This window comes from Pseudomonas sp. R2-7-07 (genome assembly GCF_003852355.1).
Lineage (GTDB): Bacteria > Pseudomonadota > Gammaproteobacteria > Pseudomonadales > Pseudomonadaceae > Aquipseudomonas.
In genome coordinates, this window is sequence record NZ_CP027759.1 from 4,976,071 (window position 1) to 4,992,818 (window position 16,748).

Annotated in this window: 15 protein-coding genes; 6 read left to right on the top strand and 9 right to left on the bottom strand. The window is 61.1% G+C overall.

Annotation, left to right across the window (positions count from 1 at the left end; all coding sequences use genetic code 11):
• Positions 1-80 precede the first annotated feature (80 nt).
• Positions 81-1,622 carry a catalase KatB gene (gene katB / locus C4J86_RS22765; protein WP_124371928.1) on the bottom strand — a complete coding sequence of 514 codons (1,542 nt, stop codon included), beginning with the start codon at positions 1,620-1,622 and terminating at the stop codon, positions 81-83.
• 287 nt (positions 1,623-1,909) lie between these two features.
• Here katB and mscL point away from each other — a divergent pair, with 287 nt between their 5' ends.
• Entirely contained in the window at positions 1,910-2,326 is a 417-nt protein-coding gene (gene mscL, locus C4J86_RS22770; protein ID WP_124368428.1) for a large-conductance mechanosensitive channel protein MscL, read from the top strand.
• A 43-nt stretch (positions 2,327-2,369) separates the two neighbouring features.
• Here the strand turns inward: mscL and C4J86_RS22775 are convergent, their stop codons facing one another.
• Positions 2,370-3,146, bottom strand: a complete 777-nt coding sequence (locus C4J86_RS22775; protein WP_124371929.1) for a ferredoxin--NADP reductase — start codon at positions 3,144-3,146, stop codon at positions 2,370-2,372.
• Between the two features lie 428 nt (positions 3,147-3,574).
• Here C4J86_RS22775 and C4J86_RS22780 point away from each other — a divergent pair, with 428 nt between their 5' ends.
• Both C4J86_RS22780 and C4J86_RS22785 read left to right on the top strand, forming a co-directional pair.
• On the top strand, positions 3,575-4,285 hold the full coding sequence (locus tag C4J86_RS22780; RefSeq protein ID WP_124371930.1) for a LuxR family transcriptional regulator: 711 nt from the start codon (positions 3,575-3,577) through the stop codon (positions 4,283-4,285).
• Between the two features lie 142 nt (positions 4,286-4,427).
• Complete coding sequence (locus C4J86_RS22785; protein WP_124371931.1) at positions 4,428-5,552, top strand: class I SAM-dependent methyltransferase; 1,125 nt, start codon at positions 4,428-4,430, stop codon at positions 5,550-5,552.
• Between the two features lie 67 nt (positions 5,553-5,619).
• Here the strand turns inward: C4J86_RS22785 and C4J86_RS22790 are convergent, their stop codons facing one another.
• From C4J86_RS22790 to C4J86_RS22800, 3 genes are read right to left on the bottom strand one after another with little or no spacing between them, the layout of a single operon-like run.
• Complete coding sequence (locus C4J86_RS22790) at positions 5,620-5,787, bottom strand: DUF2474 domain-containing protein (protein WP_065886906.1); 168 nt, start codon at positions 5,785-5,787, stop codon at positions 5,620-5,622.
• A 12-nt stretch (positions 5,788-5,799) separates the two neighbouring features.
• On the bottom strand, positions 5,800-6,807 hold the full coding sequence (cydB, locus tag C4J86_RS22795; RefSeq protein WP_124364495.1) for a cytochrome d ubiquinol oxidase subunit II: 1,008 nt from the start codon (positions 6,805-6,807) through the stop codon (positions 5,800-5,802).
• A 1-nt stretch (position 6,808) separates the two neighbouring features.
• Positions 6,809-8,251, bottom strand: coding sequence for a cytochrome ubiquinol oxidase subunit I (locus C4J86_RS22800; protein WP_124368431.1), 1,443 nt, complete (start codon positions 8,249-8,251; stop codon positions 6,809-6,811).
• Between the two features lie 318 nt (positions 8,252-8,569).
• On the opposite strand from C4J86_RS22800, the gene C4J86_RS22805 reads away from it, so the two are divergent.
• A complete protein-coding gene (locus C4J86_RS22805) occupies positions 8,570-9,820 on the top strand; it encodes an MFS transporter (RefSeq protein WP_124364497.1) in 1,251 nt (416 codons plus the stop codon).
• A 129-nt stretch (positions 9,821-9,949) separates the two neighbouring features.
• On the opposite strand, the gene C4J86_RS22810 is transcribed toward C4J86_RS22805, so the two are convergent.
• The 4 genes from C4J86_RS22810 to C4J86_RS22825 form a co-directional block, all read right to left on the bottom strand.
• Positions 9,950-12,133: a xanthine dehydrogenase family protein molybdopterin-binding subunit gene (locus C4J86_RS22810; protein ID WP_124371932.1), complete on the bottom strand. Its 2,184-nt coding sequence runs from the start codon at positions 12,131-12,133 to the stop codon at positions 9,950-9,952.
• Positions 12,130-13,119: a xanthine dehydrogenase family protein subunit M gene (locus C4J86_RS22815; protein ID WP_124371933.1), complete on the bottom strand. Its 990-nt coding sequence runs from the start codon at positions 13,117-13,119 to the stop codon at positions 12,130-12,132. Before C4J86_RS22815 ends, C4J86_RS22810 begins: the two co-directional genes overlap by 4 nt.
• Positions 13,116-13,640 carry a (2Fe-2S)-binding protein gene (locus C4J86_RS22820; protein WP_124371934.1) on the bottom strand — a complete coding sequence of 175 codons (525 nt, stop codon included), beginning with the start codon at positions 13,638-13,640 and terminating at the stop codon, positions 13,116-13,118. Before C4J86_RS22820 ends, C4J86_RS22815 begins: the two co-directional genes overlap by 4 nt.
• A gap of 96 nt (positions 13,641-13,736) precedes the next feature.
• Complete coding sequence (locus C4J86_RS22825) at positions 13,737-14,183, bottom strand: DUF4879 domain-containing protein (protein WP_124371935.1); 447 nt, start codon at positions 14,181-14,183, stop codon at positions 13,737-13,739.
• A gap of 188 nt (positions 14,184-14,371) precedes the next feature.
• Between C4J86_RS22825 and C4J86_RS22830 the strand changes: the two genes are divergently transcribed.
• Complete coding sequence (locus C4J86_RS22830) at positions 14,372-15,667, top strand: NCS2 family permease (RefSeq protein ID WP_124364502.1); 1,296 nt, start codon at positions 14,372-14,374, stop codon at positions 15,665-15,667.
• The gene (gene trmA, locus C4J86_RS22835) at positions 15,664-16,743 is read left to right on the top strand and encodes a tRNA (uridine(54)-C5)-methyltransferase TrmA (protein WP_124371936.1); all 1,080 of its coding nucleotides are present in this window, start codon (positions 15,664-15,666) and stop codon (positions 16,741-16,743) included. Before C4J86_RS22830 ends, trmA begins: the two co-directional genes overlap by 4 nt.
• The last annotated feature ends 5 nt before the right edge of the window (positions 16,744-16,748 follow it).

Here is a 16,748-nt window from a genome sequence, read left to right on the forward strand (position 1 = left end):
AACGATAACGCGTGCATCTTGGATAAATGCGTTGCCTTTGAGTTCTTCGCGAGCAAGCTCGCTCCTACAGGAGGGCGCGGTTAGTCGCTCAGTTTTTCAGCCAGTGCTTTCACACGAGCCAGGTCGCCCTTGGCCACCTTGGCCACGCCGGTGCCGTATTCCGGATCGGCCTTGTAGAGGAACGAGAGAATGATGTGCTTGCTCTCATCGTCCGTGGTCGCCAGCGAGCCGCCGAAGTTGTCGATCAGGTCCTGACGCTCTTTCTTGCTGTAGGAGCGATACAAGTCACCGGCCTGTTTGAAGTTCTGCTCACGCTGGATCTTCGCCTGCTGGGTGCTGCCCGACAGCGGCGACTGGCTGTAGCGCGCAGTCTGCGGCTCTTCCCGTGGCAGCAGGCGGCTTGGCTGGTAGTTCACGCCGGTGGTGGTCTTGCCGAAATTCAGCGCGCCGTCCTGGTTACCGTTGTTGACGGTCACTCGTGGCGCGTTGATCGGCAGTTGCAGGGCGTTGGCGCCCAGGCGGTACATTTGCGTGTCGGCGTAGGAGAACACCCGCCCTTGCAACAGGCGGTCTTCCGACGGTTCGATACCCGGCACCAGGTTGGCCGGGGCCATCGCCACTTGTTCGGTCTCCTGGAACACATTGGCCGGGTTGCGGTTGAGCACCATTTGCCCGACTTTGCGCTCCGGCACATTCGGCCAGATCTTGGTGGCGTCCAGCGGGTCGAAATCGAACTTGGCCAAGTCTTCAGGTTTCAACACCTGCACATACAAGTCCCACTTGGGGAAGTCGCCCTTGTTGATGTGGGTGACCAGGTCATTGGTCATGTGGCTGTAGTCACGCCCTTGCACTTCGGTGACTTGCTTGGGATCAAGATTCTTGATGCCTTGCAGGCTCTTCCAGTGGAACTTGACGTAGTGCACTTCGCCCTTGGCGTTGATCAACTTGTAGGCATGTACGCCATTGCCGTCCATTTCCCGATAACTGGCCGGTGTGCCGGAGTCCGAGTACAGCTCGGTCAGTGTACGAGTGGATTCTGGAACATGGGAGAAGAAGTCGAAACGACGCGAGTCGTCGTCCAGGTTAGTGCGCGGGTCCGGTTTGAATGCGTGGACCATGTCCGGGAACTTGATGGCATCGCGAATGAAGAAGGTCGGGAAGTTATTGCCGACCAGGTCCCAGTTGCCTTCTGCCGTGTAGAACTTGGTCGCGAAGCCCCGTGGGTCGCGCAGGGTTTCGGGGGAATGGTTACCGTGGACCACGGCCGAGAAGCGCACGAATACCGGCGTGGCTTCACCGGCGGCGAACACCTTGGCCTTGGTCAGGTCGCTGAGGTTGTCGGTGACGGTGAACGTGCCATGGGCGCCCGTACCACGAGCGTGAACCACGCGCTCGGGGATGCGTTCGCGGTCGAAGCGCTGCAGCTTCTGAATCAGTTGGACATCCTGCAGCAGCACAGGGCCATTGGCGCCGGCGGTCTGCGAATTCTGGTTATCCCCAACGTTGGCGCCGTTATCGCGGGTCAGGTTGGCGGCTTGTACGGAGAGGGTCAGCAGGCTGGCGGTCACCAACGCCAGCGCATGGCGCGCGGATACGGGCCTGCGGTTGATTGAAATGTTCATCAAGGTTTCCTCTGGTTTTTTTAGTGCACATTCAGTTGTGCTTGCCAGAGGCTAGTGACCTGCGGGTCAGAAGATAAATAGAAAAACACCACAGGGCCGATTGAGAAAAAAATATGGTAACCCGCTGAAATACGGCGTATTTCGCGCGCGATTAGTGGCACTTTGCAAACTAATTGCGATTTAATGTGTCGATAAAAACCAACAGTGTTAACGGTTGTGTCGCGCGAGCCCGCTACGACTGACTTACACTGACCTCCACCCTTCTCATCTGTAACAAGGAATAACTTATGGGCGTGATCAGTGAGTTCAAGGCCTTTGCGGTCAAAGGTAATGTGGTCGACATGGCCGTCGGTATCATCATCGGCGCCGCGTTCGGCAAAATTGTTTCCTCATTTGTAGGGGACGTGGTGATGCCGCCGCTCGGCCTGTTGATCGGTGGCGTGGACTTCGGCGACCTGGCAATCACGCTTAAAGCCGCGCAAGGCGATGTACCCGCCGTGGTGCTGGCGTACGGCAAATTCATCCAGAGCGTGGTCGACTTTTTGATCGTCGCCTTCGCCATCTTCATGGGTGTAAAGGCCATCAACCGCCTCAAGCGCGAAGAGGCCGTAGCCCCGAGCTTGCCGCCGACGCCGACCAAGGAAGAAGTGCTGCTGGGCGAGATCCGCGATCTGCTCAAGGCACAGCATGACAAACCGCTCTGAGCTGCGGTTCAACGTAAAAGGCGCCTCGTGAGGCGCCTTTTTTTTACCAGTAGTTTTCCACCGCCACCTGGCCCGGGCGTCGGCTCAGACTCAGTTGCATGTCGCGCTGCTTGAGCAACTGGCGAGTGTCATCGACCATCTGCGGGTTGCCGCAAATCAGCACGCGGGAGTGTTCCGGGGTCAGCGCGACGCCGGCCGCGCGCTCCAGTTCGCCGTTCTCGATCAACGTGGTGATGCGCCCATTCAACGCGCCCGGATGCCGTTCACGGGTGACGATAGGGATGTAGATGAGCTTGTGGGCATAGTCGGCCAGGTAGTCACGCGCGCCCAGTTCAGTGATCAGCGATTGGTACGCCAGCTCCTTGGCCTCCCGAGCGCTGTACACCAGGACGATACGCTCGAATTTCTCCCATACCTCGAAATCCTGCAGGATCGACAGGAACGGCGCCACACCGGTACCGGTGCCTAACAGCCACAGATCACGCCCGTCTACAAAGCGGTTCAAGGTCAGGAAGCCGGTGGCCTGGCGCTCCACCAGCAAGGTATCGCCCACCTTAAGGCGGCTTAACTCACTGGTGAACTCGCCCCCCGGAACGACAATGGAAAAAAAATCGAGGTGTTCGTCAAACGGCGAAGACACGATGGAGTAAGCGCGCCATACGGTACTGCCATCCGCCTTGGTGACGCCCAGGCGCACGAACTGGCCGGCGGCAAACCGAAAACCGGCGTCGCGCGTGGTACGCAGGGTGAAGAGGCTGGGGGTCAGCGATTGCACGTCGAGCAAGGTCTGGCGGGTAAATTTCTCAGCACTGGCCGTCATGGGAGGCTCCGTTTTGCACAGGGCCTTAGTGTCCCTCAAAGCAGGCCGCGCAAACACCGTTGATTTGTACTGGCATTACCGCCATCCCAACGGCGACGCTGTTTCAGCATTATGAAAAAGTGGCAGATCTGCAGCGCCCTACAACGAACTAAACATTTTGCTATTAACGCACTTGCAGTACACCAAAAGTTGAAGCCGAGCCTGCAAGAGATGCCATTTTGATAGCATTTACAAGCTCTTGAAAAAACAAGCCCTCCCCCACTGAAGCCTACAAAAGCTGACTCCGTGTTCAGCGTTGAAGGCCTAAAACAAGCCAACAAATAAAAATATTTTAAGGCTCATTTGTGGGACCTCTCCTACACTTGGTTTCGAGCAGCACTGGGATCTGGACGTACCCAAGGCACATGGAAACCTGTGGAGAGTTACCGATGGTCAGATGGCGCAATACACGGCTGCCCAAGCTGGAAGGCGAGAGCGAAATCACCAGCGTGTTTGAAATGGTCGTCAATCACACCTACGAACTGGGATTTGAATATTGCTCATTTACGATGAGTACCCAGGCCCAAAGCAATCAAACAGAGCCCATTCATCTTAGTAATCATCCAAATGAATGGAGGAGTCTTTACCAACAAGCGCACTTCTTCGATATCGATCCCGTTGTATCCCATTGTAAAAATAGTGTGCTGCCCCTTGTCTGGAACGAAAAGACCTTCAGTCAGGCGCCTCAGTTGTGGGAATTGGCTCAGTCGTTTGGCGTTCACTTAGGCTGGACCCAAGCGGTCCATGACTTTCAGGGCGTGTTCAGCATGCTGACCCTGGCGCGTGGCAAAGACGAGGTCAGCCCTGAAGAGCTTTACGAAAAAGCCGGGCGGGTGTTGTGGCTCTGCCATGCAATGCATGCGGTCGTGGCAAAAAAATACGCCGACGAAACCCATGTCAACGCGCCCAGCAAGTTAACCGCACGCGAAACGGAAGTGCTCAAGTGGTCCGCCATGGGCAAGACCGCTTCCGAGATCGCCGCGATTCTCTGCCTGTCCGAGCGCACGGTGGGCTTTCATATCAGCAGCACTTTCAAGAAGTTAGGGGTTCACAATAAGATCCAGGCCGTGCTCAGCGCCTCTAAAGCAGGACTGTTTTAGCCCTGACCAGAAACACCGCATGTCATCGCGGTCAAAAAAAAGTAACATTTACGGCCAATTCTGAGTGTTGATGCTGCCCTTTCAGAGGTTGCTTCGCTGTTCACTCAGACGGTTCCGTCGATTACCCAGAGCCTCCCCCGCCATGCCCCTGCTTGACAGCCCCTTCGCTCAACTCGATTTGATTCGTCAGCCCGAGCAATCCAATGACCCGCTGCAAGCCTTCGATGCCGCCGATGAGTACCTGCTCAGCCACCTCGCCAGCCAGCAACCCAACGCGGCGACCCGTGTGCTGGTGCTCAATGACAGCTTCGGCGCGCTTGCGGCCAGCCTTGAAGGCCGGGTGCAGGTGACCTCCAGCGGGGACTCGTTTCTCGCCGCCCAGGGCCTTGAGAAAAACCTGGTGCGCAACGGCAAAGCGTTTGATGCAGTGGCGTTCGTGCCGTCCAGCCAGGTACCAGTCGGGCCTTTTGATCGGGTGCTGCTGCGTGTGCCAAAAACCCTGGCGCTGCTGGAAGAACAGTTGATTCGGCTGCAGGGGCAGTTGGCGCCGGGCGCCGAAGTGATCGCCGGGGCTATGCTCAAACACCTGCCACGCGCCGCCGGTGAGTTGTTGGAACGTTATATCGGGCCGATGCACGCCACGCTTGCGGTCAAAAAGGCACGGCTGCTGATCGCCACGGTTGCCGATCGCCCTGCGGCAGTATCGCCCTACCCTACCCGCTACACGCTGGATACGCCGGCCATCGAACTGCTCAACCACGCCAACGTGTTCTGCCGCGAAGGTCTGGACATCGGCACGCGCGCTTTTCTGCCGCACCTGCCGAACAACCTGGGCAGCGCCCGCGTGGCGGACCTGGGCTGCGGCAACGGCGTATTGGCGATTGCCAGCGCGCTGCACAACCCCGACGCGCACTACACCTTGGTGGATGAGTCGTTCATGGCGGTGCAGTCCGCCACCGAAAATTGGCAGGCCGCCCTGGGTGAACGCAACGTGATCGTGCGTGCCGACGACGGCCTGGCCGGCCAGCAAGCGCAGTCGTTGGACGTGGTGCTGTGCAACCCGCCGTTCCACCAGCAGCAGGTGGTGGGCGATTTCCTCGCCTGGCGCATGTTCCAGCAGGCGCGGGAAGCCCTGGTGGTGGGCGGCGCGTTGTATATCGTGGGTAACCGTCACCTGGGTTATCACAGCAAGCTGGCGCGCCTGTTCCGCGGCGTCGAACAGGTGGCGGCCACGCCCAAGTTCGTCATTCTCAAGGCGCGCAAATAAAAAAAGCCCTGCCTTCTATAGAAGAACAGGGCCGAAAGAGCCGGGCCGCACGGCCCGGATCGGGATGTCAGTGCGTGGTAAGGCCCGCTGCATTCATAAACATGCGCATCAGGCTGGCGACGATGAACAGGGCCAGCACACTGCCGGTCCAGATCATCGCCAACCACCCAAGGCGCCGCCACAGCGGCTGTTTCTCGGCCTGTTCGATGTCGTGCAACGAGGGTTTGCCCGCCATGTCGCGACCCTCCTAGTGATAACCGTCTTCGTGGGTGACCTTGCCCCGGAACACGTAGTAGCTCCAGAAGGTGTAGCCCAGGATGAACGGGATAATGAACAGGGTGCCTACCAGCATGAAGCCCTGGCTTTGCGGCGGTGCGGCGGCGTCCCAGATCGATACCGACGGTGGGATGATGTTCGGCCACAGGCTGATCCCCAGGCCGCTATAACCCAGGAAAATCAATACCAGCGTCAGCAGGAACGGCGTGTAGTGCGCATTGCGTGCTACGGCGCGGATCAGCCCGTACATGGTCACCAGTACCAGCACCGGTACCGGCAGGAACCAGAACAGGTTCGGCAGGGTGAACCAGCGCGAGGCGATTTCCGGGTGGGTCAGCGGTGTCCAGATACTGACGATACCGATCACGGCCAGCACCACGAAGGCCAGCGGCCGCGCCAGGTTGTGCATCTGTTCCTGCAACTTGCCTTCGGTCTTCATGATCAGCCAGGTGCAGCCGAGCAGCGCATACGCCACGATCAATGCCACGCCACAGAACATCGTGAACGGCGTGAGCCAGTCCAGCGAGCCTCCGGCGAACTGGCGGTTGACCACCGGAATCCCATCGATAAACGCCCCCAGCGCCACGCCCTGGAAGAACGTGGCCGTCAGCGAACCGCCGATAAACGCCTTGTCCCACAGGTGACGCTTGTGGTCCTTGGCCTTGAAGCGGAACTCAAAGGCCACGCCACGAAAGATCAGCCCGATCAGCATCAGGATCAGCGGCAGGTACAACGCCGACAACACCACCGAATAGGCCAGCGGGAACGCACCAAACAGTCCCGCGCCGCCCAATACCAGCCAGGTTTCATTGCCATCCCATACCGGTGCCACGGTGTTCATCATGACGTCGCGGTCGGTCTTGCCCGGTACGAACGGAAACAGGATGCCGATCCCCAGGTCGAAACCGTCCATGACCACGTACATCATGATCCCGAAAATGATGATCACAGCCCAGATCAGCGGCAGATCAATGCCCATCTCAATTCCCCTTGTGCTGGATGTCGTCGTGGTCGTTGTCGGTGCCATCATCGGCAGCGGACAGCGGACGGGCCGGTGTACGTTTCTGGCCAGGACCACCATGGGTCGGCTCGGTGACTTCTTCTTGAATCACAGGCCCTTTGCGCACCAGACGCATCATGTAACCCAGGCCCGCGCCGAACAGCGCGAAGTACACCACCACGAACAGCACCAGGGTGATGGTCATCTGCGCCAGGCTATGCCCGGAGGACGCATCCGCCGTGCGCATCAGCCCGTAGACCACCCACGGTTGGCGACCGATTTCGGTGGTGAACCAGCCGGCGAGAATCGCGATCAGGCCGGACGGGCCCATCCACAAGGCCAGGTACAGGAACGGCTTGGACGTATACATCTTGTCGCCCCGGCGCAGCCACAAGCTGAACAAGCCGGTGAAGATCATCAGGAAACCCAGGCCGACCATGACCCGGAACGACCAAAACACCACGGTCGAATTAGGACGGTCTTCAGGCGGGAATTCCTTGAGTGCCGGCACCTGCTTATCCAACGAGTGGGTCAGGATCAGGCTGCCCAGGTAGGGAATTTCCACCGCGTATTTGGTTTTTTCGGCCTTCATGTCCGGCCAGCCGAACAGGATCAGCGGCGTGGGTTCATTGCCGATGTTTTCCCAGTGGCCTTCAATTGCGGCAATTTTTGCCGGCTGGTGCTTCAAGGTGTTGAGGCCGTGGAAGTCGCCGATCACCGCCTGGATAGGCGCAACGATCAGGGCCATCCACATCGCCATCGAGAGCATCTTGCGGATCGCCGGGTTGTCCTTGCCGCGCAGCAGGTGCCAGGCCGCCGACGAGCCGACGAAGAACGCCGTGGCCACGAAGGCCGCAGTAGCCATGTGCGCCAGGCGATAGGGGAACGATGGGTTGAAGACCACGGCGAACCAATCGGTGGGGATCACGCGGCCATCAACGATTTCAAAGCCTTGGGGCGTCTGCATCCAGCTGTTGGATGAGAGGATCCAGAAGGTCGAGATCAGCGTACCGATAGCCACCATCACGGTGGAGAAGAAGTGCAGGTTGCGCCCCACCTTGTTCCAGCCGAACAGCATCACGCCGAGGAAACCCGCCTCGAGGAAGAAGGCGGTGAGCACTTCGTACGTCAGCAGCGGCCCGGTGACGGCGCCGGCGAAGTCGGAGAAGCGGCTCCAGTTGGTGCCGAACTGATACGCCATGACCAGGCCGGAGACCACGCCCATGCCGAAGTTGACGGCAAAGATCTTCGACCAGAAATGGTAGAGGTCGCGGTAGGTGTCGTTACGGGTCTTGAGCCACAAACCCTCCAGCACCGCAAGGTAACTGGCCAGGCCGATGGTGATCGCCGGGAACAGGATGTGAAACGAGATGGTGAACGCAAATTGAATTCGGGCGAGATCTAGCGCCTCCAAACCGAACATAAGTCTTCCTCTGTCAGGTAATACCGGCTGCGGGCTCGGAGCCTGCACCCACTGCCCCCACGGATATGGAGTGTGACGAATTTCAATTCGTTTCTTTTTTTACCCGTCACGTAGGGAATCTGGCCTTTCGGCCGCCAGAACAATCCCGGTGCGGGTGTTGATCTGGATCAAGCATCGTTGAAAGAGTAGTCCCATTTGCGCTGCCCGGTTGTGTGGTCTTTTGCCGCGTGACAGCTTGCCTCACCAGGGTTATTGCAACTATTTGTTACAACACAATGCTAATCTCGCCATTCCTTTCGGTCTCGACCTGTACTCCCAATGCCTAGTGAACCTGCGTTGCTGTTACGTCACCACCGCCCCTTCATCGCGTTCTGGCTGGCGCGGATCTTTACCGCCAGCGGCTTCCAGATGCTGACCGTGGCGATCGGCTGGAACCTCTACCAACTGACTGGCAATGTGCTGGACCTGGGGCTGGTCGGCCTGGTGGAGTTCGTGCCGCGCGTGCTGTTCATGCTGCACACCGGGCATGTGGCCGATCGCTATGAGCGACGCAAAGTCGCCGCCATCTGCCAGACCGTACAGGCGCTGATTGCCCTGTCCCTGGCCATCGGCGGCCTGACCGGCAACGTGACCCGCGAGATGATCTTCATCCTCGCTTTCCTGCTGGGCGCCGCGCGTTCATTCGAAATGCCCACCACCCAGGCGCTGCTGCCGAGTATCGTGCCCAGCGCGCTGTTCCCCCGGGCCGTGGCCTCGTCGCAATCGGCCCAGCAATTGGCGACGATCGTCGCCCCGGCCCTCGGTGGTTTGCTCTATGCGTTCGGCAGCGTTTGGGTGTACGGCCCGACGGTGGTGCTGTACCTGATCGCCTGCGGCTTGACCCTGAACCTGCCTGCGCGCCAGACGCCGCTGAACAAAGGCAAGGCCACCCTGGATTCGCTGCTGGCCGGGATTCGCTTTATCCGCAGCCGCCCGGACATCCTCGGCGCCATTTCCCTGGACCTGTTTGCCGTGCTGCTGGGCGGCGCCACCGCGTTGTTGCCGGTGTTCGCCAAGGACATCCTGCTGACAGGCCCCTGGGGCCTGGGCCTGTTGCGCTCGGCACCGGCGGTGGGGGCGCTGTTGATGTCGTTGTGGCTGGCGCGTTTCTCGGTGGACCGCAAGGTCGGCCGCGTGATGTTCACCGCAGTCGGGGTGTTCGGCGTGGCAACCATCGCGTTCGGGCTGTCGACCTCGTTCTGGTTTTCCCTGGGGGTGCTGGTGGTGCTGGGCGCGGCGGATATGATCAGCATGGTGATCCGGGCTTCGTTCGTGCAGTTGGAAACGCCGGATGAGATGCGCGGCCGGGTGAGCGCAGTCAACGGCCTGTTTATCGGTGCATCCAATCAATTGGGTGAGTTCGAATCAGGGATCACCGCCCATTGGTTCGGCACCGTGCCCGCCGTCGTCATGGGCGGGATTGGTACGCTGGTAGTGACCGGGGTGTGGATCAAGCTGTTCCCGACCCTGGCCAATCGGGACCGGATGCATGTGCCGGTGGAAGAGCCCGGGCTGAAGCCCACCGCATAACCTGAGCCTTGAACAAGATAAATGTGGGAGGGGGCTTGCCCCCGATAGCGGTAGATCAGTCACATCATCCTCGACTGATACTCCGTCATCGGGAGCAAGCCCCCTCCCACATGAGTTACGCGGTGTGTTTTAGAGCACTTTGTCCAGGGTGATCGGAAACTCCCGGACCCGCTTGCCAGTGGCGTGATAGATCGCATTCGCCACCGCCGCCGCCACCCCGACAATGCCGATTTCGCCCACGCCCTTGGACCCGAGCGCATTGACGATCTGGTCGTGCTCTTCGACAAACACCACGTCAATCTCACCGATATCGGCATTCACCGGGATGTGGTACTCGGCCAGGCTGTGGTTCATGTAGCGACCCAGCTGATGGTCGACCTGAGTCTCTTCGTGCAGCGCCATGCCGATGCCCCACACCACCCCGCCGAGGATCTGGCTGCGCGCCATTTTCGGATTGACCACGCGCCCGGCCGCAATCGCGCTGACTACGCGGCTGACCTTGATGGTGCCCAAGTCTTCATCTACCCGTACTTCGACGAACACCGCCGAATGGGTGGCCGTGGCATAGCCCTCGCGCTTCTTGTCGGGCTCGCTGTCGACCTGCACCTCAAGCGCGTCCTCGCCGCTGTCCTTGACCAGTTGGGCCAACGACACACTCACGTCGCCGGTGTGCAGTTGGCCGTCTTCAAAGCGCACGGACTCGGCATCCTGGAACACCGGGTAAGTCTGCCGGGCAACGGCCAGCAGTTTGGCGGTCAAGGCCTCGCAGGCTTGCTGCACGGCGGTGCCGACGGACGACACGGTAAACGAACCACCTTGCAGCGGCGCGGTAGGCAGTGAGGAATCACCGAGCAAAAACACCACGTCCTCCACCGCCACACCGCTGGCCTGCGCCGCGATCTGGGTCATCACGGTGTAGGTGCCCGTGCCGATATCGGTGGTGGCGCTGCTGACGGTGAGTTTGCCGCTCGTATCGAGGCGCGCCTTGGCGCTGGCTTTCATCTGCATGGCTTCCCATACACCACCGGCCATGCCCCAGCCGATCAACTGGCGGCCGTCGCGCATGCTGCGCGGTTCGGGGTTGCGCTGGCTCCAGCCAAAACGCTCGGCACCTTCGCTGTAACACTCGCGCAGGGCCTTGCTCGACCAGGGCTTGTCTTCATTTTGGTTACGTTCGGCGTAGTTGATCAGGCGCAGTTGCACCGGGTCGATGGCCAGGGCGCAGGCCAGTTCGTCCATGGCGCATTCCAGGCCGATCACGCCCAGGGCGGCACCGGGAGCGCGCATGTCCAGTGGGGTGAAGACGTCCAGCGGCACCAGCTTGTAGGTCAATTGCACGTTATCGCAGTGGTAGAGCATGCCGCTCCATTCCACCACGTGTTCGCTGAAATCCTCGAAGCGCGAAGTCTGCCCAATCGCGGTATGCCCCAGGGCCAGCAAGCGCCCGTTGGCGGCGGCGCCCATCTGCAAGCGCTGCAAGGTGCGCGGGCGGTAGCCGAAGGTGAACATCTGTTGACGGGTCAGGGTCACGCGCACCGAGCGCTTGAGCGCCAGCGATGCCATCACCGCCAGCGGCAATTGGTACTGCGGGCGCAGGCCCGAACCAAAGGCGCCACCGACGAACGCGGCGAAGATGCGTACCTGGCTCTTATCCAGGCCAAAGACTTTTTGCACATACGCCTGGCAGTTCTGCGGGCCCTGGGTTTTGTCGTGGATATGCAGGGTGCCGTCGGGCTGGTACAGCACGGTGCTGGCGTGGGGTTCCATGGGGTTATGGTGTTCGATGGGCGTGCTGTAGTGCAGATCGAGGCTGATGGCGGCACCCGCCCATTCGGCCTGGAAGTTGCCACGCGGCCCGGGCGGTGTCTGGGGCGAAGGGTGAGCCGATTGCTGCTGAGCGATCAGGTCGGTTTCGAAATCTTCCGCCGCGTATTCGATGTCGACCAGCGAGCCGGCATGCCGCGCCAGCTCCAGGTTATCGGCGATCACCAGGGCCAGGGGCTGGCCGCTGTAGAGCACGCGGTCGTTATACAGCGGGCGAAATGGCGAGCCATCGGCGGCATCTGCATCGGCGAACGCATCGTCGTAGCTGGCAATTTTCGGGCGATTGAGGTGATGGATGACCTCCGCCACACCCGGCAGTGCCAGGGCCCTTGAGGCATCGATGCGCAGGACACGGCCTTTGGCGATCGTGCTCGACACCACGCTGCCATGCAGCAGGCCGTCCTCGGGAAATTCACCGGCATAACGCGCTTTGCCGGTGACCTTGAGCAGACCGTCGACACGGTCCAGGGGTTTGCCGATGGCGCTCATGGCTGTTCTCCTGCGACCGCAGCGTCGCTCAGTGCACGAATGATTGCGCGGCGCGCCAGCTTGATCTTGAAGCCGTTGTGTTGCAGCGGCTCGGCATCCTGCAGCAGGGCATCGGCAGCGTTACTGAAGGTTTCGCGGCTGACGCGGCGGCCTATCAGCGACGCCTCTACCGCGCGGTCGCGCCAGGGTTTGTGCGCCACACCGCCAAGGGCCAGGCGGGCGTCGATGATCTCGTCGCCGTTCAATTCCAACGCGGCGGCAACCGACACCAGCGCGAACGCGTAGGACGCACGGTCGCGGATTTTCAGGTAGTGGCTGTGGCGGGCCAGGTTATCGGCAGGCAATTCAATGGCGGTGATCAGTTCATCGTCGGCCAATTGGTTGTCGCGTTGCGGTGCATCGCCGGGCAGGCGGTGGAAGTCGGCGAACTCGATGACCCGCGCCCCGCCGCGCCCTTCGACATGCACCCGCGCCTCCAGCGCCGCCAGGGCCACGCACATGTCCGAAGGGTGGGTGGCGACGCACTGCTCGCTGGCGCCGAGGATCGCATGGATGCGGTTCAAGCCGGTGCGCGCCGGGCAGCCGCTGCCGGGCTCACGCTTGTTGCACGGCACCGTGGCGTCATAGAAATAGTAGCAACGGGTGCGCTGCAGCAGGTTGCCACCGGTACTGGCCATGTTGCGCAGTTGCGGCGAGGCCCCGGCAAGAATGGCTTGGGACAGCAATGGGTAACGCTGCTCAATCAGCGGGTGCCAGGCCAGATCGGCATTACTGACCAGCGCGCCGATGCGCAGGCCGCCGTCGGCGGTTTCTTCGATGGCATTGAGCGGCAGCCCGGTGATATCGATCAAGTGTTCGGGGCGGCTGATGTTCTCTTTCATCAGGTCCAGCAGGTTGGTGCCCCCGGCAATGAAGCGCGATGCCGCGCTGCTCAGGTGCACCGCCTCGTGCACGTCGGCCGGTTTGCTGTAATGGAAGGGGTTCATTGCTCACCTCCCCGGTTGCCGCACGCCGGCAGCGCCTCTTCGATGGCCGCGCGGATATTGCTGTAGGCACCGCAGCGGCACAGATTGCCGCTCATCAATTCCTGCACCTGGGCACTGTCGTGGGCGCGGCCTTCGTTGGCCAGGCCGACCGCCGAGCAAATCTGGCCGGGGGTGCAGTAGCCGCATTGGAAGGCATCGTGCTTGATGAAGGCTTGCTGCATCGGGTGCAACTGATCGCCGTCGGCCAGGCCTTCGATAGTGGTCAGCTCGGCGCCGTCGCACATCACGGCCAGGGTCAGGCAGGCGTTTACGCGCTTGCCGTCACGCAAGACGGTGCACGCGCCGCACTGGCCGTGGTCGCAGCCTTTTTTGCTGCCGATCAGGTCCAATTGTTCGCGCAGCAGGTCCAGCAAGGTGGTCCAGGGCAACACACTCAATTGGCGATCCTGGCCATTCAAGGTCAAGCGTATCGGGTGGGCGACGAACGGCTGGGCCGCCGCGCCATTGGGGGTCGCGCTCATAAACACCTCACGGGTTGATGTACATCCGCGGCGTTCAGGGAAATCGCCGTCTCAGGGGTACGACTTCCCAGGGTTTTGAGCGTTCAAGCCAATTGATCAGCGGATATTGAGCTGGGCTTTCAGGGTGTTTTGCGGAGGATTGATCGAGGTGTTGGTGAATTCGAACCAACCCTGGGCTTGCACGTTGAGGTCAAACACATAGATGTAGCCCATCAGCGTGCCCACGCCGTTACAGGCCTCACTGATGTTGCCCACCTGGCACACCGCCGTGCGCTGCCCGTTCAACTCGGCGCCATTGAAGCGGCCCATCGGGCTGTTGCCCAGGCCGACTTCCATTACCGAGACCTTCGTCGGCCCACGGTGCTCGCACATCTGGGTGGTCTGCACACGGTCCGGAATGGTCTCGCTGCACTTCGCCGATTCGACCTTGAACACCCGCACCTCGCTCAAGGCCGGTGCAGCCGCGCCCCACACCGGTGCCGCGCCGAGCCACAGGCTCAGACAAGGGATCAGAGCTAGACTCCACGCGTTGGCTTTTTTCATGCTGTCGATGACCTGCTGTTGAACGTCGGCGCAGTATGCCTCAAGGCCATGCGCCACACAGCCTCGGCTGCTGGTATGATGCGCCGCTTTTTCCGATCCTCTCTGAAGCCACAAGCGCTTGGCGCAGTTTGTGCTTTGACTTAGAGGTCAACAAATCACGACGCAAGATAGCGTCACAGGGAGCCGGCATGCTGGAAAAGCTGTTTCAACTCAAAGCCCACAACACCAACGTGCGCACCGAGATTCTCGCGGGTATCACGACATTCCTGGCCATGGCCTACATCCTGTTCGTGAACCCGAGCATCCTCGGCGAAACCGGCATGGACAAGGGCGCGGTGTTTGTCGCGACCTGCCTGGCGGCGGCCATCGGTTCGACCGTGATGGGCCTGATCGCCAACTACCCGATCGCCCTCGCGCCGGGCATGGGCCTCAATGCCTTCTTCACCTACACCGTGGTCCTGCACATGGGCCACACTTGGCAGGTGGCATTGGGCGCGGTGTTCATTTCGGCGGTGCTGTTCTTCCTGCTGTCGATCTTCCGTATCCGTGAGTGGATCATCAACAGCATTCCCCTGCCCCTGCGCTCGGCGATTGCCGCCGGTATCGGCCTGTTCCTGGCGCTGATCGCCTTGCACAACGCCGGTATCGTGGTCGCCAATCCGGCCACGCTGGTGGGCCTGGGCGACCTGAAACAACCGGCGCCGATCCTGGCCACCCTCGGTTTTGTGCTGATCGTGGCCCTGGAAGCCCTGGCCGTGCGTGGTGCGGTTCTGATCGGCATCCTGGCGGTGACCATCGTGTCCATTGTGATGGGCTTCACCCCGTTCGGCGGCGTGACCTCGATGCCACCGTCCCTGGCCCCGACCTTCCTGCAACTGGATATCAAGGGCGCGCTGGACATCGGCCTGGTCAGCGTGATCTTCGCGTTCCTGTTCGTCGACCTGTTCGACAACTCCGGCACCCTGATCGGCGTCGCCAAGCGCGCCGGCCTGATGGGCAAGGACGGCCACATGCCGAAAATGGGCCGTGCGCTGATCGCCGACAGTACGGCGGCCATGGCCGGCTCGCTGCTGGGTACTTCGACCACCACCAGCTACATCGAATCTGCCGCTGGCGTGAGCGCCGGTGGCCGTACCGGCTTGACCGCCATCGTGGTCGCGATCCTGTTCCTGCTGGCGCTGTTCTTCTCACCGCTGGCGGCCAGCGTACCGGCCTTCGCCACCGCGCCGGCGCTGCTGTTCGTGGCCGTCTTGATGACGTCCGGCCTGGCCGAAATCGACTGGGATGACATTACTGTGGCCGCGCCGGTGGTAATCACCGCCCTGGCGATGCCCTTCACTTACTCCATCGCCAACGGCATCGCCTTCGGTTTCATCGCCTGGACCGCCATCAAGCTGCTTTCGGGCCGCTACCGTGAGCTGAACCCGGCCCTGGTGATTCTGTCGATTCTGTTCGTGATCAAGCTGGGCTGGTTCAACGCATGACTTTCGACGCCGCACACTACACCGCTCAACTGCAAGACAAGGTCACGCGCCTGCGTGACCTGCTGGCACCGTTCGACGCCCCCGAGCCGCAGGTCTTCGACTCGCCGCTGCAGCACTTCCGCCTGCGCGCGGAGTTTCGCCTGTGGCGCGAAGGCGGCGAGCGCCACTACGCGATGTTCGCCCAGGACGACAAGCGCACGCCGATCCTGATCGAAGCGTTTCCCATCGCCAGCCAGCGCATCAACCAGTTGATGCCGCAGCTCAAGGCCGCCTGGCAAGCCAGCGCCGCCCTGAGCCACAAACTGTTCCAGGTGGAATTCCTCACCACCCTGGCCGGCGACGCGATGATCACCCTGTGCTATCACCGCCCGCTGGATGAACACTGGCACACCGCAGCGAACAAGCTGGCGGCTGAGCTGAACGTGAGCATCATTGGCCGCTCCAAGGGCAAGCGCGATGTGATCGGCCGCGACTACGTGGTGGAAAAACTCGAGGTCGGTGGCCGCACCTTCAGCTACCGCCAACCCGAAGGCGCCTTCACCCAGCCCAACGGCACGGTGAACCAGAAGATGCTCAACTGGGCTTACGACGCCCTGGGTGATCGCCCGGACGACTTGCTGGAGCTGTACTGCGGCAACGGCAATTTCACCCTGCCGCTGGCGACCCGCGTGCGTAACGTGCTGGCCACCGAAATCAGCAAGACCTCGGTGAATGCGGCCCTGAGCAACCTCGATGAAAATGCCGTGGATAACGTCACCCTGGTGCGCCTCTCCGCCGAAGAACTCACCGCGGCCCTGAATGAAGTGCGCCCGTTCCGCCGTCTGCATGGCATCGACCTGAAAAGCTACGAATTCGGCAGCGTCTTCGTCGACCCGCCCCGCGCCGGCATGGACCCGGACACCTGCGAACTGACCCGGCGCTTCGACAACATCCTGTACATCTCCTGCAACCCGGAGACGTTGGCGGCGAACATCGCACAGCTGCACGACACGCACCGCATTACTCAATGCGCGATGTTTGACCAGTTCCCGTGGACGCACCATATGGAATCGGGTGTGTTGCTGACCCGTCGATAATCTGC